This window comes from Nostoc sp. (genome assembly GCF_036917635.1).
Lineage (GTDB): Bacteria > Cyanobacteriota > Cyanobacteriia > Cyanobacteriales > Nostocaceae > Nostoc.
Genome location: NZ_JBALCW010000098.1, coordinates 203,502 through 228,314 on the forward strand (window position 1 = coordinate 203,502; position 24,813 = coordinate 228,314).

Here is a 24,813-nt window from a genome sequence, read left to right on the forward strand (position 1 = left end):
CATCCCCCATGCCCACCAACCCCTATGCTTGGCTAGAACAGTCCTTAGCAACAATTCATCGGGCTGACTGGTATCGTTCAGTACAAACAATCCACGGTCGTCCGGGTGCAACGGTGGTTTTAGCTGGGCAAGAGGTAATTAATTTTGCCAGCAATGACTATTTGGGATTAACTGGGGATGAGCGGTTAATGACAGCCGCAACTGCTGCGATCGCAAAATTTGGAACTGGTAGTACTGGTTCTAGATTACTCAGTGGACAACGACAATTACACAGAGAATTAGAAGAGGCGATCGCATCTACCAAACAAACAGAAGATGCCTTGGTATTTAGTTCAGGGTATCTAGCCAATTTGGGTACAATTACTGCCCTTGTAGGCAAGCGTGATTTAATTTTATCTGACCAGTACAATCATTCCAGTCTGAAAAATGGAGCGATTCTCAGTGGTGCAGTATTAGTGGAATACCCACACTGTGATATGGCACTATTAAAAACTCAGTTGAGTCAACAGCGACAAAACTACCGACGCTGTTTGATTCTTACTGATACTGTTTTCAGCATGGATGGCGATTTATGTCCGTTGCCAGCACTGTTGGCGATCGCTGATGAATTTAACTGTATGCTGCTAGTTGATGAAGCTCATGCCACTGGAGTACTAGGAAAAACTGGCGCTGGGTGTGTCGAACATTTTGGATGTACGGGAAAGCAGTTAATTCAAGTTGGCACTTTGAGTAAAGCTTTAGGTAGTCTAGGCGGATATGTAGCAGGAAGTAGCGCCCTAATTGATTTCTTACGGAACCGCGCACCCACTTGGATTTACACAACTGGACTTTCACCGGCTGATACGGCGGCGGCTTTAGCAGCAATCAAAATAGTCCAACAAGAACCGCAACGCCGTACCCAATTGTGGCAAAATGTACATTACTTGAAAAATTTACTGCAACAATTACCTAATTTAAAATTACTGCCTTCGGAATCACCTATATTATGTTTTCAATTGTCCAGTGCGACAAATGCACTCATTGCTGGAAAACAGCTAAGAGATGCTGGCATTTTTGCCCCAGCAATTCGCCCCCCCACAGTGCCTATAAGTCGAATTAGAATATCTTTAATGGCAACTCATGAAGCAGCACATATTGAAAAATTGGTAGCAGTGCTGAAGGATGTCAATTACAGCGCATATTATGTGAATTGATCGCAGTAGGTTGGGAACTAATTGAAGAGAGTCCTGTTGATGCTGTATTATGTTCCCGGACGAGAGCGAATATGATCGGGTATATGATAGCGATCGCCTAATATTTCTAACAAAGGGCCATTAACGTCAAATTTAACCATACTTACCGACGCGACCAAAATATTCACCCGATAGCGATAGCGTCCCAAATCAATTCCCAGTAAACTGCAAAGCATAATCCGAATCGTAGCTTTATGGGAAACTACTAAAACATTACCTTGGGGATGTTTTTCTTGAATTTCAGCAATTACAGGCATAGAACGGTTAGCAATATCTACCGCAGTTTCTCCACCAATAGGTGCATTCCAAGCCGGTTCTGTCAACCATTTTACATAGTTTTCTGCGTAATTCTCTTGGGCAAACGATTTACTCTTCCTTTCCCATTCGCCGTAACTACCTTCTTTAAGTCCGTCACGCAACTGCATATCCATACCGATAGCATCACAAAATGGTTTGGCAGTTGCAATTGCGCGCTTCATTGGGCTAACATAAACTGCTTCCCACAACAAGCTTTGATAAACATCGGCAAAACCAGATGCCATCTGCATCCCCTCTGTTGTCAACTCCGCATCAGTTTCACCGCAGAAATTACCACTTTGACTAAAACTAGTTTCTCCATGTCGCAGTAAATATAAATTGAGTGTCATAGCTTGTATCACGATTGGGAAAAAGGAGTGCAAAAATAAAATACCATCAATCTCGCAATCGAGTATGTGACAGAAGGACAAAGTAATCAACTAAAAAAGTCAATCAACCACAAACTTTTGAAAGCAAAGACAAAAGTAGGGGTTTTAGCTATTTATTTTGATAGTTTTTATAAACTTGGGTAACAGCATTTCTTGGAATTTAGTATTTATCAGCAGCAAACCGATGTTATGGATATAGAATATTAGTAATAAATTTTGGCTTTAAATACTATATTACCAGGTAATTAACCTCTGACAAAAGAAGTTTTCTAAATAAATAAAAATCTATCTACAGATAAATTACTAAAAATTGCAAACTAGCTTAGGGTGTATAGAGCCTTTGCAATAAGTATTGGTTATTCCAAAACATTTTCATGCCCCATATTCGTTATTCCCAGTTACTGCGTTATAGCATTGTTGTATTAATTGTCGCACTTGCATTAGTGCTGATGTTGATGCTAGACCCCTGGTTAAGCATGAGTGGAACTCCTTTCTTGCTGTTTTTTAGCGCTGTAATGGTGAGTGCTTGGTATGGTGGTTTGAAATCAGGGCTGTTAGCAACCGGCTTGTCTGCGTTACTGAGCGATTACTTCTTTCTCCCCCCAGCTTACGATCTGAATTTTGACTTATCTAATTTTCTGCGAATTGGGTTGTTTGCATTACAAGGATTGCTCTTTAGCATCTTATGTGAGACATTAAAAACTGCTAAAAGTCGGGCTGATGAAAATCTGCAAAAGCTGAAAGTTAGTGAGGGACGATTTCGATTAGCGTTAAGTAGTTCAGATATCGCTATCTTTCAGCAGGATCGCGATTTACGATATCAGTGGATTCATAATCCTCAAGGTCTAGACATTGCTGAAGAAATGCTGGGTAAGTCTGATGATGAATTATTTCCAGCCTTAGTAGCAGAGCAATTGAAGGCAATTAAGCAGAAGGTACTAGAGACTGGTGTTTCAACCCGCCAAGAGGTTTATCTGACAATTGGTGGAGAAAACCGTTACTACGATTTGCTGGTTGAACCATTAAGGGATGTAGACAATAGCATTCAGGGTATTACCTGTGTAGGTGTAAATATTACTGAGGGCAAACAGGCTGAAGAAAGACTCCGCTATATCGCCCAAATTACTAGTTTACTCTCTACTTCCCTAGATTACGAAGAAACCTTACAACAAATCGCCAAAATATCAGTTTCCCAGCTAGCTGATTGGTGTAGCGTTGATATTTTAAATGAAGATGGTTCTATTCGCCGTCTACCCATTGCCCATGCAGACCCATCGAAACCGGAGTTGGCGCGTAAACTTCAGGAGTATGCCACAGATTACAAGCGTGTAAGTGCAATTACTAGAGTATTGCAAACGGGGCAAAGCGAATTAATAACAGAGGTATCTGACTCGTTATTAATGGCAGATACTCAGAATCAGGAACACTTAGAACTGGTTCGGCAATTGGGGATATCTGTGATGATTGTGCCGTTAATTGCACAAGGGCGAGTCCTCGGCACTATTAGCTTTGTCAGCACCCAATCAAACCGTCGCTACGATCGCACTGACCTAACGGGAGCAACAGATATTAGCCATCGGGCTGCCTTAGCAGTGGAAAATGCCCGACTTTATCGAGATATCCACAAGGCTTTAGTTGATTATGCCGAATCTCTATCTCTTCTAGATGCGTTCTTAGAAGCTGCTCCCGTTGCCGTATGCTTTTTAGATAGGGAATTGCGATATATCCGAATTAATCAAGTTTTTGCTGACATTAATGGTTTGACCATAGAAGAACATCTAGGACGCAAATTTGGCGAAGTGTTGCCAAAGATGGCGGGTAAGGAGGAGCTACAGTTACAGCGCGTGTTGGATACTGGAGAACCCCTGCTGAATGTAGAAATCAGTGGTAAGACAAGGGAACAACCAGAACGTTATGGCTACTGGCTGGGCAACTATTATCCAGTCAACAACGCAATGGGGGAAACGGTAGGAATTGGGATTATTTTGGCAGATGTGACAGCAGCAAAGCAAACAGAAGGTGCTTTGCGAGAAAGCGAAGAAAGATTCCGAACAATGTTCAACCAGGCAGCTGTCGGGATTACTCTGGTAGCGTTGGATGGGCAATTTCTGCAAATTAATCCTGCCCTATGTGAAATTACTGGATACAGCCATGAAGAGTTAATCCAATTAAACTTTCAGTCCCTTACCCACCCTGACGATTTAGAAGTTGATTGGGAAAATGGACGGCGAGTTTTGGCCAAAGAAATTAGTGGTTATTCCCTAGAGAAGCGCTACATCCGCAAAGATGGTTCTATTGTTTGGGTAAACCTAACTTCATCAGCAGTTTGGGATACTAAGGGACAACCAAAGTATGCTTTGGGCATTATTGAGGATATTAGCAAACGCCAAGTCGCGCTGCACGAGCGCAAACAAGTTGAAACCACACAAAAGTTTTTAGTCGAAGCCAGCACCCTACTAGCTGCCTCATTGGATTATGAAATCACCTTGGAAAGTGTGGCTAATCTAGCAGTTCCAACCTTAGCCGACTGGTGTATTGTAGATGTTTTCCAGAAAGATTGGTCAAGTAAACAAATTGCGATCGCAATTGCCGATCCCACCAAACTAAATACTTTAGACCAAATCCGACGGCGTTATCCACCCAAAATCAAAGCCAAACAGCTTGTACAACAGCTACGCTTAGGAATATCTGTCTTTTATCCCAAATTATCTAACTCTCATCTTCTACAGATGGCTGAAGACGATGAACATCTGCAATTGCTGCAAAGTCTGGGTATTCATTCTCTCATGGTGATTCCAGTTCGTTCCCGTGGGCAATTATTTGGAGCAATTTCTTTTTTTACCGCCGAGTCAGGTCGGCAATACGAACAAACAGACTTAGCTTTAGGAGAAGATATTGCTCGGCGGGCGGCGACAGCCATTGACAACGCTAGATTATACCAGGAAACTCAACGGTCTGTCAATCGCACCATACTTTTACAAAGAATAACTGCTGCCTTCTCAGAAGCCCTAACTCCACAACAGGTAGCCGATGTAGTGGTGAACCAAGGCATTACCGCCTTAGAAGCTACTGGTGGTTCCGTTGTCTTACTTACTGAGTCCGGTACTACCCTAAAAGTTGTGCAAGCAATTGGCTATCCGCAAACACTTATAAATACTTGGACAACTTTTCCCATCACAGCATCTAACCAAATAGCAGAAACAGTCAGAACTGGGCAGCCGATTTTTTTAGAAAATTTAGCAGCCATGATTGCTAGATATCCCGACTTAGCAGATGTTGTGACTGTTATAGGGAATAATGCCTGGGCTTCTATTCCCTTGGTAGCAGAAGGTAAAGTAATTGGGGCTTTGGGATTAAGCTTTACTACTGGACAAATATTTAACGAAGAAGACCGGGGTTTTATGTTGACACTGGGGCAACAGTGTGCACAAGCGATCGCCCGCGCTCAACTTTACGAAGCCGAAAAAACTGCCAGGGCGCAAGCCGAGACAGCCAACCGAATTAAAGATGAATTCCTCGCTGTCCTTTCCCATGAACTTAGAACTCCCCTAAATCCCATTTTAGGATGGGCGAAGTTACTTAGAACCCGCAAATTTGACGAACCCACGAGAATCCGGGCATTGGAAACAATCGAGCGTAATGCCAAGTTACAAACCCAACTGATTGGAGATTTACTTGATGTTTCGCGGATTTTACAAGGTAAAGTCAGGTTAAATCTTTATGCAGTGGATTTGAAAGTAGCGATCGCAGCTGCACTAGAAACAGTCCGTTTAGCAGCCGAAGCCAAATCAATTGAAATTAAAACGGTGCTAAGTCCTAATATTGGCAAAGTTTTGGGTGATGGCGATCGCTTGCAACAAGTAATGTGGAATCTCTTTTCCAATGCCGTTAAATTCACACCCACAGAAGGACGAGTAGAAGTGCGTCTAGAGCAAGTTGGGTTAGAAGCCCAAATCCAGGTGATTGATACAGGTAAGGGAATCATGCTGGAATTTTTGCCCTACGTCTTTGATTACTTTCGACAAGCAGATGCCAAGACAACCAGGATATTTGGGGGACTGGGATTAGGGCTAGCAATTGTGCGTCATCTAGTAGAACTTCACGGTGGTACAGTTCAGGCAGATAGTCTGGGAGAAGGACTTGGGGCAACATTTACAGTCAGACTACCTTTGCTCAAAAATTCTGAGTTGCGAGTTGAGAGTGGTGAAGCTTCTCAAGCAGAACTTAGCACTGACGACACATTACTTGCTGGAGTAAAAATCTTGCTTGTGGACGATCAAGCAGATGTGCGAGAGTTTTTTAGCTTTGCGCTAGAACAATATGGCGCAATTGTAACAGTAGCTGAATCAGCAAGTGAAGCGCTGGAAATACTTGTGCAATCAAAGCCAGATATTTTGTTAAGCGATATTGGAATGCCCTTAATGGATGGCTATATGCTGCTGCGCGAGATGAGAAAATTACCACCAGAACAAGGCGGGCAAATTCCTGCGATCGCATTGACAGCTTATGCTGGAGAAATTAACTACAACCAAGCAATGGCAGCAGGATTTCAAAAACACCTATCTAAACCCGTTGATCCAGCAGATTTAGCTACTGCGATCGTTAATCTCATCGGACAGAATCAATCTTAAAAGAGGCAGGGGGGCAGGGGCTAGATGAGAATGAAATAGCCCTATCTGCCCCCAGCAAGAACTGCCTCAACCAATAGGACGATTACCAGGATTGACTGCATGAATATATTCACTACCCGATTGCGGTCTTCCTCGCTTATAACAAGCTTCTTCTGGTTTACCCCATCCTAGCTGCAAAATTATTTCCAAAAAGCTAGAATTTTCCCACTTGCACAAACCTGCCCATTCTGTTCTTTGAACAATTCTTTCTACATCAGATATGACAATTTGTTGGTACTGTTTATTATTATTGAAACTCAAGTATAAATCCATCCCCATAGAGACTTCATACCAAAATTCTACAATAGAATTTCTAGCAGTTTTTAATATCTCTAAGTCACTGTTTAGAGCTATTAACTCGCTGTCTACTTCGGGATAGTTCAAGTTTTTACCTTTGACTGTTACCTCACGCCAAATAATACCTGAAACTTGATTTTCCCTCTGATATTCATGAATTGCAGCTTTGAAATCTTGATAGGCGGTGAACTGTTGCAGCCCATCAGTCATGAGAAACTGGTCAATTACAGGATTACCAGAGACTGGTATTTCTAATTTTAGGCGTTTTCCCTTGAGGCAGGCTTGGCGTTCGGCTGCCAAAATTTGAATTAGCTCCTGGGCGGTGTAAACTTTTGACATTAGAATACACTCTAGTTAGTCATTAGTTATTAGTCATTAGTCATTTGTTATGGACTATAGACTATGAATTAACTTTCTAATCTGTAAACACGGATATTTTAATATTATGCTTTGATATCGGCGGCAATGTAGTAACAGATATCACTAAAAAGTAGGGCAGACCAACTTGGCCTACCCCATAAGTTATTTAGCTAACTCACTACTAAACTCATTAAAGGCTCGCCGTTTTAGCTGTGCTGTTTCAGTGCGTGGTACTAAATCAAAGATTTTACGAAATTGATCGTCTATCTCTTCAAAAGGTACTTGACCTTTTTTATTTAAAACTACCTCACCTGATTTATTAAACACCACGACTTGAGGAACACCCCCAGAATAGTAATATCCTGCTTCTGTAGGATTATAGGTCTGTTTAAGCGGGATAGCATCTACATTAATAGGCATAATCTCTGCTACCCGACCATAGAATTCCTGTACCCGTGAAATGGAAATGGCATATCTTTTAGAATCGCTGCTGTCATCCAAATAAAAGGCCAAAAATATGGGTTTATGTTCCGCTAAAGCCTGTGCTAGTGTCTGTCTGGGAGGAACCAATGAACCATTGCCAGCATAAACGACAAAGATATTGCCATCATATAAATCATTATTAAGACCAGCATAAGCAGGTTGCATACTTATAATGAAAAGACTTGCAAGCAACAACAGGCATTTGGACAACCACCTTCGCCAGCCAGTAATTTGTTTATGTAAAAAAAGAAACTTTGTGCTATTCATCAAAAGGAACCTTGCAAGCTACTACTTGTTGTGAGTTTGTGCTGAATTCGGCAAACTGGGCTGGATATGTAATTACGCCCACGCACTACTTTTTAAGATAACGCCTACTGAGATTATCTCTCGCAAGTGGATCAAGGAGATGGGGGAGATGGGGCAATACGCTTGGGTTAAGCCCGAAATCTTTGGTAGAGACGCGAAATTTCGCGTCTCTACAGGTTTAACCCAAAATCCTTAACCCAAGCGTATTGGGAGATGGGGGAGATGAGGGAGATGGGGAGTCGAATTATTAATTATTCCATCCGCATCTTTTTTTTCGTAATGTCAAGGCTGGCTTTTTTAGCCAGGATTCGCTAAACTCACGCATATTAAATTTGCACTTTTAACAGTGAATAGTTTTCAGTAGAGAGTAGAAAGTGATGTATTTATCTTGGATTGAAGTAAGAGACTTCTCACAAAGACAGTAGGTAACAGTTAAGGTCAAATCCCCAACAGGTATACTGTGATAACTGATAACTGGTAACTGATTTAATTAGCAACTGCCATTCGACTAGGGTACAGATGTGGGAAACAAAATACAATTCATAGATAGACTGCGATTGGGTTTCGCGGTGTCAGTGGCAAAAAGTGTGACGTTTATTGTGCGATGTCTTCGACGGGCTGCGCCTACGCTCCGTCTGGGTGCTGGTAGTGTATTACCAGGCTCCATCGCTCGTCGCATTGAACCCCGCATTTTACAATTATTGAGTCAGCAAGTTAAAAACGGGGTGATTTTAATTGCTGGTACTAATGGCAAAACCACTACAGCGCTGCTTTTATGCACAATCCTAGAACGCAAAGGCTACCACATCGCTCATAATTCTACAGGTGCAAATCTCGAAAATGGCTTGATGACTGCGCTGTTAGAAAGCACGAACTTACTAGGTACGCTAAATGCTGATTACGCCATTTTGGAAGTTGATGAAAATATTGTACCAAAAGTATTAACGCCACTCCAGCCGCAAATTATTCTCTGTTTAAACTTGTTCCGCGACCAACTCGATAGATATGGCGAAGTAGACACAATTAGTAAGCGTTGGACAAAAGTTATTTCTACCCTACCAGCAGAAACGGTGGTAATTCCCAATGCTGATGACCCAACTTTATCTAACCTTGGTCAGCAGTTACCCCAACGGGTGTTATTCTTTGGCTTGAATGAACCAGAACATTATCTAGAAGCAATTCCTCACGCCGTTGATTCTATTTATTGTCCAAAATGTGGACATTCTCTAGATTACAAGGGTGTTTATTTGTCTCATTTGGGAGATTTTACTTGTCCAGAGTGTGGTTTTACTAAAAGTAAACCGACTCTAGAAAGTAGTGAATGGTCGCAAATTCTAGTTGGTTTGTACAACAAATATAATACTTTAGCGGCTGCTACTGCGGCTATTGAGTTAGGAGTTGATGAAGTAACAATTAGAGATACTATTAATACCTTTCAAGCTGCCTTTGGTCGGGCTGAAGATTTGGTAATTAACGGTAAACGAGTGCGGATATTATTATCAAAAAATCCTGTGGGAACGAATGAAACCATTCGCGTAGTTACTCAAAGCACAGATAAAACCACACTGCTAGTCTTGAACGATCGCACGCCCGATGGTACTGATGTATCCTGGATTTGGGACGTGGATACCGAGAAATTAGTCGAACGTGGCGGGACTTTAGTAGTTAGTGGCGATCGCGTCTATGATCTGGCACTACGTCTACGTTACAGCCAAAAGTCCCCTGATAGTAACTTAAATTTAATTGTGGAAGAAGATTTGCGACAAGCGATCGCTACTGCATTACAACATACACCAGAGAATGAAACCTTGCACATTCTGCCCACCTACTCAGCCATGCTAGAAGTGCGAGAAGTCTTGATTGGGAGGAAAATTCTTTAAATTTGTCATTTGTCATTTATCATCGCCCCATTCCCTAAATTTATGAGTTCTGAAAATTTAGAATTAACAATTGGTTGGTTATATCCAACACTGATGAGTACCTATGGCGATCGCGGTAATGTAATTACTATAGAACGTCGCGCCGAGTGGCGGGGATATGATGTTAAAGTGTTACCCCTAGATCAAAATGCCACAGCCGCAGATATTAAAACTGTAGATGTCATCGTTGGTGGTGGCGCACAAGACCGTCAGCAAGAAATTGTCATGCGTGATTTGCAAGGTGCGAAAGCTGACGCCATGCGTGAGAAAATCGAAAATGGAACACCAGGAGTATTTACCTGTGGTTCCCCCCAATTACTGGGACATTATTATGAACCAAGCTTAGGACAACGGATTGATGGTTTAGGAATACTCGATTTGGTTTCCGTGCATCCTGGTGAAAATACTAAGCGCTGTATTGGTAACTTGGTAATTGAAGTGACAGCTTCACGCCTAGCGCAAGATTTAAAAGAGATGACGGGTAGCACACCATATTTGGTAGGCTTTGAAAATCACGGCGGACGCACCAAATTGGGAAAAGTGGAAGCATTGGGGCGAGTGGTATATGGTTTGGGAAATAATGGTGAAGATGGGACAGAAGGAGCATTTTATCAGAATGCGATCGCTACTTATTCTCATGGGCCTTTATTACCGAAAAATCCCTTTGTTGCCGATTGGTTAATTCAAACAGCCTTGCGGCTAAAGTATCAGCAGGAAATTACCTTAGAACCTTTTGACGATAGCCTTGCTATACAAGCACGAGAAGCGATGTTTAAACGGTTGAAAGTCAGTTTACCAAGTGCTGCTACCACGAAAGTTTAAATTTTCGGGTTTTTCTCGTTCCCTGACTTTCACAGGGAACGCAATTCAGGAGACTCTGCCTCTAATTTTAAATTAACAAAGGGCAAAGCATGACTCAAGCCTTAACTGAACAAGTAACATTTGATGAATTTATCGCCTGGTATCCCGAATCTTCAGACAGGCATTATGAACTACATGATGGGGTAATTGTTGAAATGCCTAAGCCAACAGGAATGCACTCAGAGATAGCTGGGTTTATCAATGGTTCTTTGTTTATTGAAATCACACGTTTGTCTATTCCTTGTTTTATCCCTAAAGAATGCGTCATCAAATCAGTTAACACTGATTCAGGTTATGAACCAGATGTCATTGTTCTGGATAGACAAGCTGTTAGCAATGAAGCACGCTGGAAAAAAGAATCTATCATTACGCGGGGTAGTTCAGTTAAGTTGATTGTAGAAGTTGTTTCTACCAACTGGAGTGATGATTATGCTTTGAAGCTAGAAGATTACGAGTCTTTAGGTATTTCTGAATATTGGATTGTAGACTATCTAGGTTTAGGTGGTAGGCGCTTTATTGGCAATCCTAAACAACCAACTATCTCGATTTACCAACTAATTGAAAATGAGTATCAAGTTAGGCAATTTCGGGGAAGCGATCGCATTCAGTCGCTAGCCTTACCAGATTTGAATTTAACTGCTGAACAGATTTTTCGGGCTGGAGAAGTCGCATAATTTAGGTCGCTAAGGTTTAAAATTTTATCTGACTTTAAAGTAAGAGCAAAGTATGACTCAAACCTTACGCAAACTAGTAACATTTGATGAATTTATCGCCTGGTATCCAGAAAACCCACAACAACGCTATGAACTGCATGATGGGGTAATTGTTGAAATGGCTCCTCCCACAGGTGATCATGAACAGATTGTTGGATTTTTAGTTGGGGAAATAGTTACAGAATACAAATGTTTAAAACTACCTTATTTCATCCCCAAAACAGCATTTATTAAACCTAATCAGAGCGAAGCAGCTTACTTACCAGATGTACTGTTGTTAAATAACTCTAATTTAGTAAATGAACCTCTGTGGAAAAAAGAATCTACTGTAAGCCAAGCTGCATCAATTCCTTTAGTAATTGAAGTAGTAAGTACCAACTGGCGAGACGACTATTTTACCAAAGCAGGTAAATATGAAGATGTCGGAATACCTGAATATTGGATTGTAGACTATCTAGGTTTAGGTGGTAGGCGCTTTATTGGCAATCCCAAACAACCAACTATCTCGATTTACCAACTAATTGAAGGTGAGTATCAAGTTAGGCAATTTCGGGGAAATGATCGCATTCAGTCGCCAGCGTTCCCAGATTTGAATTTAACTGCTGAACAGATTTTTCGGGCTGGAGAAGTCGCGTAAAAAACAAGTAAAAAAGTAAAATAGTCATCAAAGACTCGTTCACGAGTATCAAAGACTCATTCCAATACGGTTCGGTTAAGCCCAAAAAATGAAAATAATGTGTAGGTTGGGTTGAGGAACGAAACCCAACATCTTGTGGAGTTTGTTGGGTAACACGAATGTTCAACCCAACCTACAAATATTCTTAACCGAACCGTTTTAAATTTAAGCAACAATGAATTAACGACAGTGCCAGAAGCGATCGCCCGCCTGCCTCACCTCCCTGAATTTAAGCGGCAACCCGATCGAAAAGCCGCCGCCAGAAATTGTTGAAAAAGGCATTGAGGCAATTAGGGATTATTTTCGACAACTAGAAGCAAAAGGCTGGAACAGTTGCCTTTAATTAGCAATATTATTAAGCAGTTTCAAGGCAACAAATAAAAGCCCCGGCGAATGGAATTCGCGGCTATACAAACAAAGTCCGCCTCCGCGGACTAAGAAAGAATTGAAGGTTTGAAACCCACGGAGCTGGGTTTTGCCTGTGTAGACGCGGTTTCTAACCGCCCTTTTTACTTGCAACGAATTACGATTACCGTTCTTCACCTTTCTGCTGAAGGAGCGATCGCCAATCTTCAATCGCCTTCTCTGTCCACAGCCAATTTTTAGCTAATTTATCTACCTGAAAGTTGACTGGATCAGACTTAATTACCAATTGTCGCAACTTGATCGCTTCATTTAAATATTGTGTCTGCTTACCATTAGATTGACTCAGTGCAGATTTATACAATCCGAGAGCTAAACCAGCATAAGAAGTTAAAGCATCTTGAGGGACTGTAGATGTTGAGTTTGTGTTCTGCTTTTTAAGAGCTAAATTCAAAGCCTTAAACCAAGAGTCATTACCTCGATTTAGATCGCCTTCAGTGTAGTAAGCAAATCCCAAAGCGTTATTATATAAAAGCGATTCGGGGTTAGCTTTTGCCGCAGTTTCCCAGTAACGGCGGGCATCATCGACGCTATAATTACTGTTTCCGGCTTGGATAGACTGCCATGCTAATCGTCCCTTGTAAAAGTTGACAGATGGATCGTCAGCTTGTTTACTTGAAATCAGTTTCAGGGCAGTTTCAGCCGCAGTCAGTGCGCCACGATTGAGTAGTTCTTCTACAGCCAATAACCCACTTTGCAAGTCGCCCTGACTCAATTTTTCTGTAGCGGTGGCGGTGACAATTCCAGTCTCTGCTGTTTGTAAGTCGGCATTTTGCTGCTTTTTAATGGGTAAAGGCTGGGTAGGAATTACTGGTATATTAGGCATTAGCTGCTGGGGTCGATGCCACCACGAATTTAAAGCGATCGCAGCTACTAACGTACTAATTGCTACAATACCCACAAGCGGCCACAGCTGGCGGCGTTCGGTACGAGGTCTTGCTGGCGGTGGTTGCGAGCGCAAAAAATCAGCAGAATTTTGCCTATTTCTTTCAAAGTTTCCAGCAGTTTGAGGTGGCGGCGCTGGGGCTTCTCCCCACAAGTCTGCTTCCTCTTGCGAAGAAGTCATTTCTTCTGAAACCTGGCTTTGCTGAAAACTATTTTCTGAAATTTGTTGATCCACTTCAGTTGGATCTTTTTGATTATCTAGCTGACGAAACAAATCCGAAACTATCGCACAATCTTCTGCATAGCTTGGGTCATCATACTCAATTTCATCAACAAGATCGCCCCAAGTATCTTCACCTAGCCAGTCCAACCCAGAATCACGCGCCAAACCAGAAGGAATCATATCCTCCATTCCTAAAGGCATCTCGCTATCGTCTGCCATAGCAGAGTACATTGTAGAAGTTATACCTAAAGGCGAACCATACTGGTTGGGCTTTGCACTTTCCGATAACTCAATTTCCTGGCTCAGAAAACCGTCAAATTCTGGCTGGAGATACAAAATCGGTAATGCCCAGTACATCTGGTGAGAACCATAGGCAGAAATTAATCCTTGGCGTACCCGACTAACGCACAAATCTACTGGATATCCCTGACTCAAGTTGCGGTAAAACAATTGTGTGAGCGTCAACGCCACTTCATCAGGAATCCGTTCTGACATTGCCAAAACGCTTCTAATTCCGCGCTTCACCAGACTTTCTGCCAGATTTCGTTCCCCAGTATCTCCAGAGGGATCGGATGCAGCTGTGTACGCCCCCAAGCAGGAGTTAAACACTGCCATTTGGATATTATTGTTGACCAGCAAACCAGCCAGATCGTCTCCAGTCAAGATTTCCGTTAAGCCAGTTCTGCGACTAGCAAGATAAATTTCTCCACCATTGGAACCTAAGTTACTATGACCAGAGTAGTGGAGAACATGGTATCTACCTTGTTCTAAAGCTTGCGTCAGTTCTTCCCGCCCTGGTTGGTCTAAGACAGTGAGTTCAATTTCTGGAAAACGATTGCTATTTTCAGGAATTCGTGGTATCCGGTGGAGTTCTGCTTGCAGTTTGATAGCTTCCTGTTTCTGTAAGTCAAGGCGGACTTGATCTGAGGGAGAAGCGATTACCATCAATACTTTTACACTACCTTGTTGTAGTGGTGTGGGCATATTTTGGGATAGCATTGGCGAAACTCCCAAAATTCCACTTTGGAAGCGAGAAAAAGCGACATAAGACCCAGTAGCCAGAGGCCTATCGCCTGCGTGCATTACTTCCCAAGGCAGACGAGCTAGCCTAGTGTCTTTTAGCCCCAACCGTAAGCGTAGTACTTGTTGATGGTTCTGGGCAATACCTTGAGCAGTAATCCAACTATCCCTGAGAGTGCCTTGAAATAGGGCGTTATAAAATTGTTGACCCAAGGCCACCAAATTAACAGAGTTTTTGGCGATATCGCTTTCGTGTCCGCCAGAGGTGAATAAATCTCCCTGTAACACCGAGTTCAACGGATCATTCATCAAATGTCCAGCAGTTGTCAACCAATCAGCTACAGGCCAAGTCACCAATTCTTCTGCCAATGGGACTCCAGGCGCGACTTGTTCCGTCCGCACCAAGTAGTCATTTCGCCCTACAGGAGTTACCGAAATGTGGAATTCCTGGGTCACAGTTTCTCCTGTTTGCCTCCTAAATCTGGTTTGAAACGCGAAAGTTTCAAGTCGATTTTTCGCTCCCTCTGATAAATTAGATGCATCCCACCCCTAAATGTTTCTGAATTCTAGTTGTTTTGCTTTTTCTGCCTTTACAACTTTATCCGGATTGGATTACTTGCGACTAGAACACTTAATTGGTAGATGCACCTTGATCTTCAACTCCCCTAGTTGGCTAAAACCCACTGGGGGTTTTTTTTATTTTGGCAAACAACAGCAACTTCTGACGCAGATATTCTCTACCAGAAAATAGTGCTTAACCCTAGAATACTTGATTAGTAGATAGGATGTCCCTTGATTTTTAACTCCCCTAATTTAGTTAATATCCACTCTTGTTTTTTTGACACAGGAGAACAATCAATTTTCTCAGAAATTTATCCGGAGCATGGTGGTTAAACCTAGAACATTTAATTGGTAGATGCACCCTGATAACTAGCTCCCCTGGTTGGCTAAAACCCACTGGGGGTTTTTTTATGAAGCAAGTAAGCACAAAACTTACGCACTAAAAACCTGAAACCTATATCTAAATAAGCTTACGCCAGTTGCTTCTCTTGTTCAAAGACGCTCTTGCTAGCAAGCTTTAATACCATTTCAGTTTAATAATGATACAAATACGCTATCTTGGGGCATGGCATTGCCTGGCCTTTACGATAAATCTATATAGTATCAGGATTTTCGTAAATTGATATAATAGTCCGCAGGGAACCCTTTCAGTAGTTCCATACCCTACACATTCCTACGTTGCGATCGCTACGCTAAGAGCAAGGTACTGGCTCCCCTGAAAAAGGGGGAACTCTAAGAGCCAACTTTTTCAGGGGTTTGGGGGATATCTTGTGCGTAATTCTTAAAGCAGCAATTATCCCTAACACACCGATTATTTAGGGCAGCACACCAATCATTTAATTGGCAAATTAGTCCTGATAACTAACCCCTCTGAGGTTTTTCTTTGATAAACAAACAGTAACAACTTTAACCTCTGCTAATTTATCCGGTAGCGACCCATTTACAGCAGAAAAGATTATTAGTAGATGCACCCTGATAACTCACTCCCCTAGTTGGCTAACACCCACTGGGGGTTTTTTCTAGTTGCTTTGGCATAGCCCGTCCTAGACATTGCTATCAACCCCAATTTTGACGATTTTTTCCCGAAGATACTGGCTGCCCCTAGAAAAGATTACTGGTAGATGCACCCTGATAACTCACTCCCCTAGTTAGGTTAACACCAACTGGGGTTTTTTATTTAAAAAAATAACTGACCTTTGTACAAATTTATCCGGAGTATGGTGTTGAACCTGAGAACATTTAATTGGTAGATGCACCCTGATAACTAACTCCCCTGGTTGGCTAACACCTACTGGGGGTTTTTTTTGGCTTAGACGCGTAGCAGCTTGTCCTTAGTCATCGCCTAAATAACTGGAGTCAATTTACCTTCTGTTACCACGATAAAGCATAACGCGATCGCCCCGTCCCTGAATCGCTTTCTTTTTATTATGAGCTAGAGATGCCATACCAAAATGATTGCTATGATATTTAATCATAATTCTTAATTTTTTTTCTACATTTTGACCCTTACTCCCAAAAATTAAAAGCAGGGAAGGACAAAAAGATTATTAGTTCAGGATTTTACTATTAAGTTGCCCATAATGACCAGCTATATGGTAATATGTCATGGCATTATGCTAAAAAAGTTTGCCTAGAATCAAAGAGTCCCCAACCCATGAGTTTAGCTGTAATTAAGTTCTCTTCTGAAGAGTGCGGCATCTGCCACAAAATGTCTTTTTATGACAAAAAGGTGGCACAAGAACTGGGTTTAGAATTTATTGATGTAAAAATGCAGGATACCGCTACTTACCGTAAGTATCGCAAGATTTTATTAAGTCAATATCCCGATAAATCAGAAATGGGATGGCCTACTTACATCATCTGCAATTCTCCAGAAGGGGAATTTCAGATTGTGGGTGAAGTAAAAGGAGGCCATCCCAAAGGGGAGTTTAGAAGCCGTCTTCAAGAGGTTCTAAATTCCCCAGCTAGTCAAAACTAAATTAACTCAAAAGATTTAACCTCTAGGACAGGGCCAATCATGGCAGCTGTCATGATATCTTCACGCACCTGTGCTTTAACTTTTGCTTTTTGTCCGGCTTTGAGCAAGTCTTTGTCAGCCCCTCTGAGGATTTCGTAAGTAACGCCCTCTTCTGTAACTAACGCCCATGCGCCTGTGCCAATGTCACGGCGTTCGATTGTACCTGTAAGTGTAATGCTCATAAATAGTGCTGAGTGCTGATTGGGGGAGTTAGGAGTTAGGAGTTAGGAGTTAGGAGTTTGGAGTTAGGAGTTAGGAGTTTGGAGTTAGGAGTTATTAAGAACTCTTCCACCTATTCCCCATGCCTAATTCCCAATTCTCCATTTAGGGACTTCCAAATAAAAAAATATACAACTATTTATTGTGGGGTGGGCGTCTCGCCCGCCCATAGTCAAAGGCGCTCATGTTGTCCACCCCACAAGATTGGATAATTTATTTCTTGGAAGTCCCTTATGCTATTTTTTCTTCGTTTTTCAATGCTAAACGAGCTAGTCCATAACAGATTAGGGCATTAGCAATGAGGAAGAGGCGTGCTAGGTGACCACTTCCTAAACCCATAACTGCTGGATCTAAAAATGCACTTACTGTCAAGCACGCTGCTACACCTAAGGTTGAACCAATGGCAAACCATCTCCAACTAGGATGTCCCAGCAGCAATGCCATTAACACAACGGGAATCAGTACGCTAGCAAATAGGGGATTCAATGCATCGGTTCCTTGGAGGGTATTGCCGAGTTCGGGAATTGAACTGCCCAAAACCCGGAAAGGCCATTGGGGAAGATCGAAAATATAGATTCCTTTGAGGAAGAATAACCCAGAACTGCCAGCGATTAGTCCACTAAATAAAGACCAACTCCAAGTGAAGGGGAAGTAAACCCGTAAGAACCAAGCTAGTAGATAGGAACCAACTACCATTAAAATCTTAGGTAACAGTGCGATCGCACCACCATCAATCCAAAAGCCGGGGTTAAGATAGCCGCTATCCCGTAACCACCGGAAGAAATCTGGAAAACTGATTTGCCCCTGGAAAGCTAGTTTTACTGCTGCTTCTGCATTGAGTTGTCCAGCGCCATAATAGTTTAAACCATCATCCTGGATAACTCGCGCTGACTGCTTGAGGACTTTTAAAACTTCATCTGGTTCTTTGATGCCAGCAGCTTTGATTAATGCCGCAACACCAGCAACGTGGGGAGAAGCCATGCTTGTACCCTGAAAGCCCAGAAATACTCCTTCGCCCTTTTCGTCAATAGTTTCTTGGAGAATCTTACCAGCTTCACTACCGCCAGGAGCAGAGATATCTACCCCAGCACCAAAGTTAGAGTAGGGCGCTCTTTCCCCATCTGGTCCAATTGCGGAAACGCCGATGACGTAAGGATAGCGGGCTGGATAGCTTGCCCCATTAGTGTTTTCATTTCCGGCTGCGGCAATGATAACTACGCCTTTTCTATGGGCATACTCGATCGCTTCTTTCATCAACTGGCTTTCACCGCCACCGCCTAAGCTCATATTAATCACATCTGCGCCTTTATCAGCAGCAAATTTAATCGCTTCGGCAATATCGGCAACAGTACCGCCACCATAAGAACTGAGTACCTTCAACGGCATCAAACTGGCTTCGTAAGCAATTCCAGCTACGCCATATTTGTTATTTGTGGCTTGGGCAATAGTTCCGGCAACATGGGTACCGTGACCATTATCGTCTGTGGCTTCTTCTCGATCGTTAACGAAATCATAGCCTTTGACGAATTTCGTCTCATACAAGTCCCGCACCTTGGTAATACCGGTGTCTATTACTGCAACTGTGATGCCACTGCCTTTGGTTTGACTCCATGCGCCTTCAATGCCGATTTTGTGCAAGTTCCACTGCTTGCTGTAATATTGGTCATTGGGGCCAGTTAATGAGGGGGTTGTCTCATCATCTTCTTGGGGTCTTAAAAATTCTCCCAGCCAAGCTGGTTTACCTGGTTGAGGAATCTTGCTGTAGATATAGTTTGGTTCTATGAATTCTGTCGCTTGGGCAAACTGAGATTTTTTCAGTTCTCGGAGGCGTTGCCGATCGCCTTTGATAATATACACATTATCTTTTTTGGAAAACTTGTTGTCTAATTGGGGTGTAACGTTGTATTGTTTGGCGATCGCTTGTAGATCCTGTTCCACCACCAGTGATGGAATATCTTCCCGAAAATCAAGCACAATCGTCTCAAACTCTCCTTTAGCTGCCAATCCCTGAAAATTCAGGAAACCAAATATAGCAGATCCTAGCCCAATGACAAACAAGCACAATAATATAAGCTTTCTCATATTAACTCATCACCGCTTTTTGCCAGTTTGCTCACTACCATAACTTATCTCCATCCTTTAGTGGTGGATTTTGCACTTTTAGTTACAACTTTCACTCAGGAATTTTTTAAATCATGGAACGTGGTCTTTTGTGGTTGCCGTTATTAGTAATGTTTGTCTGGTTGGCTTGGCAAGGCTCGAAGGAATATCAAAAGGTTGAAGCCTATCGCGCTTGGGCAGAGCAATTTGAACGGGCTAAGTACGATATTTATTCAGTATTAGGTCAAAAAGGCAATAATCTAACTTGGGGAAAACCCACGCCTAAAGGGCCTGTTAAACTAGAAACATTCTCTTTGCTTGATCTTAAAGAAATATATCTTTTAGTAGATGACAAAAAAGTAGATTTAGATAGTATACCAGAAAAAGGTCGTTCTATAGAGTTAGAATTTCTATTTTCCAAATCTACTGATTCAGTGCGGGTTCCGTTTACAGAAATCCCTTTGGCAGCAGAATGGGGTAAGTTTTTGCAGGGGGCGTTAGAAAGTTTGCGATCGCAAGGGAATCAGTAGTTATATCAATTGTGCAAAATATTCTCCTTTTTTGTCCTTTTAGAATACGGAGAAGTTGTGCCAGAACCGCACGTTTGGGGTAGTGCAGACGGAGGCGATCGCAATGCGGATTTTGATTAAAATATCACCTGAAGATAGAGAAAAATTGTAGAAGCATTTTGGGTAAATATACCCAATTTCCACTAAAGAAGTAAATTCATCAAAGTAAATATCTAACCTAAGACGTGTTCTTCTGAAAGTCTCTCCAGAGAAAGAACTCTTTGTATCCTCGATTTTTTAGAATGTTAGTAAAGCTAGATTTTTCCCTACCTGAAAAAGCCATGACTGATAAAAATCAAGAAAATCAAATTAATCAACCAGTAAGTGAGGATACACATTTACGCCAAGAACCGAACGTTAATGAAAGAAACTTAACAGCAAATCCAGGAGATAAAATTGCTGATGAGTCTCAATCGGTTGAAGAAAAAGCTAAACAAGTAGCTGTGGATGATGTACCAGATATTACAGGCGACAAGATTACAGTCCCAACTTATTTCGTTGTAGATGAACCCGATGGCACAAAAAAAGCACTGCACCACGTTAAAGATGCTGAAGAGATTTCTGACGTAATTCGGGCAGCACGACTTGACGAAAATGGCAATCGAATTTGGTAGTAGCCCTTCACTAAAGAGACGTGGGGACACAGAGATAGGGAGAATTGTTTCTTTGCGTCCCCGTATCTGTAATATAGATAATGACTTTCGGTTAGTTAAGACTCAACGAGAAGCAACACAGCGACCAAGTTATAGAATAGCTGTTCGCAAAGATTGAACTAACAAAATTTTCTAATGCTAAGTAAGTGGGCGCAAATAATCATTACTGGCTCGTAGTTGCGCTTTAGCGCAAGAGGGCGCAACTACGAGCAAAATAGACATCTCCGACAATGAATGTAGAGACGCGAAATTTAGCGTCTCTACAAGGGTTTCAGGTTACGCATATTTAATTTCTGGAGATGTCTAATACAGAGATTTTACTTTTCGTTACATAGTTTGGTTTTATCTTGTCTACCTACTTATGCTGCCACTACAACAACAAGTTAGTTCTACTGACAGCTACAACTATCTGCTATTTTCGCCCAATGGGGTACATGCAGACGGAGGCGATGTCTACGACGGGCTAGTCCTACGCAACGAAATACAACACCTACTTTTGCCAACAATCCTATTTTTACATGGTGCGGGTCAGAGAGGTTCTAACTTAGATGATGTGAAAAAGTACGGTGTTGCCAAGATTGTAGAACAACAAGCGGATTTTCCTTTTATTGTCATTTCACCCCAATGTCCACGCGGTGAATATTGGAATATAGAGCGATTAAGCGCCCTTCTGGATCGGGTTATCGCATCCTATCCTGTCGATCCAGAGCGAGTTTACCTGACCGGCTTAAGCATGGGTGGTTATGGAACATGGCATTTAGCAGCAGCACAGCCAGAACGATTTGCTGCGATCGCCCCTATCTGTGGCGGTGGGAACCCAAAAGCCGCACGTAATCTAAAAAATCTTCCTGTGTGGGCATTTCACGGAGCCAAAGATAATGTAGTTCCCTTAAGCGAGTCTGAAATCATGGTTTCTGCACTCAAAGCCCGCAACGGGAATGTGAAATTTACAGTTTACCCAGAAGCTAATCACGACTCGTGGACGCAGACATATAATAATCCAGAGTTATATAAGTGGTTTTTACAGCATCGACGGCAGGCGGCTGTAGGTTAAAGATATTTATTCTCTGCATTGGAGTGAAATCTGTCGGTATTTATGCAGGGACGAGTACTAAAACTTCAAAATTTTTTCATTAAAAATATTTTTTAGCCCTCGAAGATTAAAACTTCTAAGAAGTTTTTAAGTACCAGGGTGTAAATAATTAAAGGTTTGTAGTAAGCGGTTCTAGTCCTAAAGGTAGAGCTAGAGCCACTTACTACAAACTAATCTCAATATTTTTGACATTAATTAATATAGTTTCGATTATTCTCACCGATTTACATATTTACACCTTTGACATTAGAGAATATAGCTTTAATAATGTTATTACATTAAAAAAATTGATTCTCATATAGAACTCCTATTTGATTTTTGCCAAATTTACTGAGAGCAAAAGCCCGATCCGGCTAGCTCTCAGTCAGCTTTGCTTTGAAAAATAAAATGGAATTGCTATATAACTTGACATTAATAGGGTTGCATTATGCTTTTATCTAATTCCAAAGCCAGTTTAAAAAGTCGCCAAAAAAATCATAAAATATCTAGAAGCTTTTGGACACCTACTAACATTGTGCTGCTCAGTGGATCTTTAACCATTCTACCGATTTGTACATTCATAATTTTATCCTTCTTATTGCCTTTATTCACTGCTAGCTTATCGGCTTCCACTGGAACCTCGCATTACTCTACATCGATTCCTTGGATAGATAATGTATCTGAATGTGAACATACTGGGAGAAACTGGCGCGATCGCAAGTGTTGGGATAATGTACACGATCCTACGTTCTAAATGGACATGGCATTAAAAGCTATGCAAATGATCAGAACAATTGCCTAAGAAAGACAAAACAGGCTAACAGTCTTGGAATTAGATCAAAATAGATATGTAGCTTGTTGTTTGTCCAACCTTGAATCAACCTAACTTCGTGCGAAATCTGCAAGAAACTCACCTAAATCGTGCCCGCGCCAGTCTCAGACAAGCGCTGTCTTGGTATGGATATCTTCGTAAGTCAGGACAGCTTTCATCCAACCCGGAATTAGCAGGTTTGTTGAAACCAGAATTGGAAGCTTTGAATTCCACACTCAAGAAGTTGGACTCTAACGTTATTAGAATTGCTGCCTTTGGTTTGGTGAGTCGGGGTAAATCGGCAGTTTTAAATGCCTTACTGGGAGAGAAGATTCTGCAAACAGGGCCTCTAAACGGTGTCACTCAATGGCCCCGTTCCGTCCGTTGGCAGCCCGGTGGTAAGGTACTAGTAGAGTTAATTGATACCCCTGGATTAGATGAAATTGAGGGTGAGTCACGGGCGGATATGGCGCGAGAAGTAGTGCATCAGGCTGATTTGATTTTGTTTGTCGTGTCTGGTGATATCACGCACACTGAGTATCAAGCACTGCTGGAATTAAGGCGATCGCAAAAACCCCTGATTTTAGTGTTTAACAAGATAGACCTTTATCCAGATACAGATAAGTCGGCGATTTATCAAAATTTGCAACAACTGGGTGCAGGAAATTTTGCAGCAAAGCCTCTACTACCTGATGAAATTGTGATGGTGGCGGCGGAACCAGCAGTAATGGAAGTGCGGGTTGAGTGGCCTGATGGTCGTGTCAGTTATGAATGGGAGACACCACCACCGCAAGTAGACGAACTCAAAGAGACAATTCTGAATATTCTGAATCGGGAAGGGCGATCGCTTCTGGCTTTAAATGCACTGATTCAAGCACGAGATGCAGAAGCCGCCATCGCTCAAAAAACTATCGACTTACGCGAACAAGAAGCCGAAAATATCATTTGGCAATTTACTAAATACAAAGCTTTGGCAGTAATGGTCAATCCCATTGCTTTTTTAGATATCCTTGGTGGAACTGTTGCCGATTTGGCTTTGATTCGCGCCCTAGCTAGATTATATGGTTTGCCGATGACTAGTTACGAAGCCGGGAAAATTTTAAAAACGATTTTATTTAGTTCGGGTGGTTTGCTGCTGGGAGAATTAGGTAGTAGTTTGCTTTTAGGTTTGGGTAAAAGTACGGCTGCAATCACCAGTGGTGACAATCCTAGTAATATTACTGCCTTTGCTGGCAGTGCGATCGCTCAAGCTGGTATCGCCGGTTATGGTGCCTACTCGGTTGGCAAAGCTGCCCAAGTCTATCTCGAAAAAGGCTGCACCTGGGGACAGTTGGGTGCTAGTAGTGTCATTCAAGAAATTCTCTCTCAAGTTGACCAAAACACAATTCTGTATCGGTTGCGACAAGAGTTAGGCATAAAATATTGAGAATAAATAAGAATTGTTTTAACTTTGTTGCCGTTTATCAAGTTCTATCAAACTCTTCTGACAATTGACTGACATTGCCAACTTGGGATGCAAAATTAAATCAGTCAACAGCCAATAGTTCAACAGCCAATTATTTATCAGTTATCACGGGTTTCAGTGCGAGGATTTGAAGAAAGACACCAAACACACCATTTGTTAACCGCCCAGAACTGAAGTTCCGGGCTAATAGCTAAAGTCCGTTAAAACGGACTATAACTTTTTATCAGTCGTCTTTAGACGACTTTCGCTATTAGATTCAGAATTCATTCTGAGGCGGTCTAAATGAGAATGAAATAGACCTGGATAATGCGGATAGTTGATAAGTGTTGAGAAAATGACCATCTCTACTAGTTAACGCAACTAGTGGAATTTGCTTACCTTTTTCAATCAAAGATGACAAGACGGTAATTCCCACTTAATTTGGCTAAAAAAATGGCGGTGTTTAGCACTACCTGTTGTGGGAAGCCTATCTAAACTGGAAATGTAGTTAAAATCTATCTCTATAGAACCCATTTGACATCTTTTACTGTGTTGAAGTAAAGTGAGCGCAAAAGTTGTATAAAGTAGTAATGCCATACTCTAGCAGCCTCAC

The 24,813-nt window shown here is 41.9% G+C and carries 18 protein-coding genes; 12 read left to right on the top strand and 6 right to left on the bottom strand.

From position 1 onward, the window contains the following. Positions 1-8: 8 nt before the first annotated feature. Positions 9-1,193 carry an 8-amino-7-oxononanoate synthase gene (bioF, locus tag V7K32_RS24375; RefSeq protein WP_334996770.1) on the top strand — a complete coding sequence of 395 codons (1,185 nt, stop codon included), beginning with the start codon at positions 9-11 and terminating at the stop codon, positions 1,191-1,193. Between the two features lie 47 nt (positions 1,194-1,240). Here bioF and V7K32_RS24380 read toward each other — a convergent pair whose 3' ends face one another. Beyond that, a complete protein-coding gene (locus V7K32_RS24380) occupies positions 1,241-1,879 on the bottom strand; it encodes a histidine phosphatase family protein (protein ID WP_334996774.1) in 639 nt (212 codons plus the stop codon). 413 nt (positions 1,880-2,292) lie between these two features. Here V7K32_RS24380 and V7K32_RS24385 point away from each other — a divergent pair, with 413 nt between their 5' ends. Beyond that, complete coding sequence (locus tag V7K32_RS24385) at positions 2,293-6,549, top strand: PAS domain S-box protein (RefSeq protein ID WP_334996776.1); 4,257 nt, start codon at positions 2,293-2,295, stop codon at positions 6,547-6,549. 66 nt (positions 6,550-6,615) lie between these two features. Here V7K32_RS24385 and V7K32_RS24390 read toward each other — a convergent pair whose 3' ends face one another. Next, positions 6,616-7,224 carry a hypothetical protein gene (locus tag V7K32_RS24390; protein WP_334996778.1) on the bottom strand — a complete coding sequence of 203 codons (609 nt, stop codon included), beginning with the start codon at positions 7,222-7,224 and terminating at the stop codon, positions 6,616-6,618. A gap of 183 nt (positions 7,225-7,407) precedes the next feature. Continuing rightward, entirely contained in the window at positions 7,408-7,995 is a 588-nt protein-coding gene (locus V7K32_RS24395) for a thylakoid membrane photosystem I accumulation factor (protein WP_334996780.1), read from the bottom strand. Positions 7,996-8,555: 560 nt separating this feature from the next. Here V7K32_RS24395 and V7K32_RS24400 point away from each other — a divergent pair. The 4 genes from V7K32_RS24400 (at position 8,556) to V7K32_RS24415 (ending at position 12,164) form a co-directional block, all read left to right on the top strand. Then, complete coding sequence (locus V7K32_RS24400) at positions 8,556-9,914, top strand: Mur ligase family protein (RefSeq protein ID WP_334996782.1); 1,359 nt, start codon at positions 8,556-8,558, stop codon at positions 9,912-9,914. A 42-nt stretch (positions 9,915-9,956) separates the two neighbouring features. Continuing rightward, positions 9,957-10,775, top strand: coding sequence for a type 1 glutamine amidotransferase (locus V7K32_RS24405; RefSeq protein WP_334996784.1), 819 nt, complete (start codon positions 9,957-9,959; stop codon positions 10,773-10,775). Positions 10,776-10,864: 89 nt separating this feature from the next. Further along, entirely contained in the window at positions 10,865-11,488 is a 624-nt protein-coding gene (locus V7K32_RS24410; RefSeq protein ID WP_334996786.1) for a Uma2 family endonuclease, read from the top strand. Positions 11,489-11,540: 52 nt separating this feature from the next. After that, the gene (locus tag V7K32_RS24415; protein WP_334996788.1) at positions 11,541-12,164 is read left to right on the top strand and encodes a Uma2 family endonuclease; all 624 of its coding nucleotides are present in this window, start codon (positions 11,541-11,543) and stop codon (positions 12,162-12,164) included. Between the two features lie 568 nt (positions 12,165-12,732). On the opposite strand, the gene hetF is transcribed toward V7K32_RS24415, so the two are convergent. Beyond that, a complete protein-coding gene (gene hetF / locus V7K32_RS24420; protein WP_334996790.1) occupies positions 12,733-15,210 on the bottom strand; it encodes a cell division protein HetF in 2,478 nt (825 codons plus the stop codon). Between the two features lie 1,759 nt (positions 15,211-16,969). On the opposite strand from hetF, the gene V7K32_RS24425 reads away from it, so the two are divergent. Further along, positions 16,970-17,293 carry a thioredoxin family protein gene (locus V7K32_RS24425; protein ID WP_334996792.1) on the top strand — a complete coding sequence of 108 codons (324 nt, stop codon included), beginning with the start codon at positions 16,970-16,972 and terminating at the stop codon, positions 17,291-17,293. On the opposite strand, the gene V7K32_RS24430 is transcribed toward V7K32_RS24425, so the two are convergent. Continuing rightward, on the bottom strand, positions 17,290-17,514 hold the full coding sequence (locus tag V7K32_RS24430; protein WP_334996794.1) for a hypothetical protein: 225 nt from the start codon (positions 17,512-17,514) through the stop codon (positions 17,290-17,292). The two genes, V7K32_RS24425 and V7K32_RS24430, sit on opposite strands and share 4 nt — an antisense overlap. Positions 17,515-17,782: 268 nt before the next feature. Continuing rightward, positions 17,783-19,633: a S8 family peptidase gene (locus V7K32_RS24435; protein WP_334996796.1), complete on the bottom strand. Its 1,851-nt coding sequence runs from the start codon at positions 19,631-19,633 to the stop codon at positions 17,783-17,785. 113 nt (positions 19,634-19,746) lie between these two features. On the opposite strand from V7K32_RS24435, the gene V7K32_RS24440 reads away from it, so the two are divergent. From V7K32_RS24440 to V7K32_RS24460, 5 genes are all read left to right on the top strand, one after another. Next, positions 19,747-20,181 (top strand): hypothetical protein, encoded by a 435-nt coding sequence (locus V7K32_RS24440; RefSeq protein ID WP_334996798.1) that lies wholly within the window; start codon positions 19,747-19,749, stop codon positions 20,179-20,181. Positions 20,182-20,501: 320 nt separating this feature from the next. Then, positions 20,502-20,834, top strand: a complete 333-nt coding sequence (locus tag V7K32_RS24445; protein ID WP_334996816.1) for a hypothetical protein — start codon at positions 20,502-20,504, stop codon at positions 20,832-20,834. Between the two features lie 400 nt (positions 20,835-21,234). Beyond that, complete coding sequence (locus V7K32_RS24450; RefSeq protein ID WP_334996799.1) at positions 21,235-21,927, top strand: prolyl oligopeptidase family serine peptidase; 693 nt, start codon at positions 21,235-21,237, stop codon at positions 21,925-21,927. A gap of 466 nt (positions 21,928-22,393) precedes the next feature. Further along, entirely contained in the window at positions 22,394-22,699 is a 306-nt protein-coding gene (locus V7K32_RS24455; RefSeq protein ID WP_334996800.1) for a hypothetical protein, read from the top strand. A gap of 136 nt (positions 22,700-22,835) precedes the next feature. Beyond that, positions 22,836-24,182, top strand: coding sequence for a GTP-binding protein (locus V7K32_RS24460; RefSeq protein WP_334996802.1), 1,347 nt, complete (start codon positions 22,836-22,838; stop codon positions 24,180-24,182). The last annotated feature ends 631 nt before the right edge of the window (positions 24,183-24,813 follow it).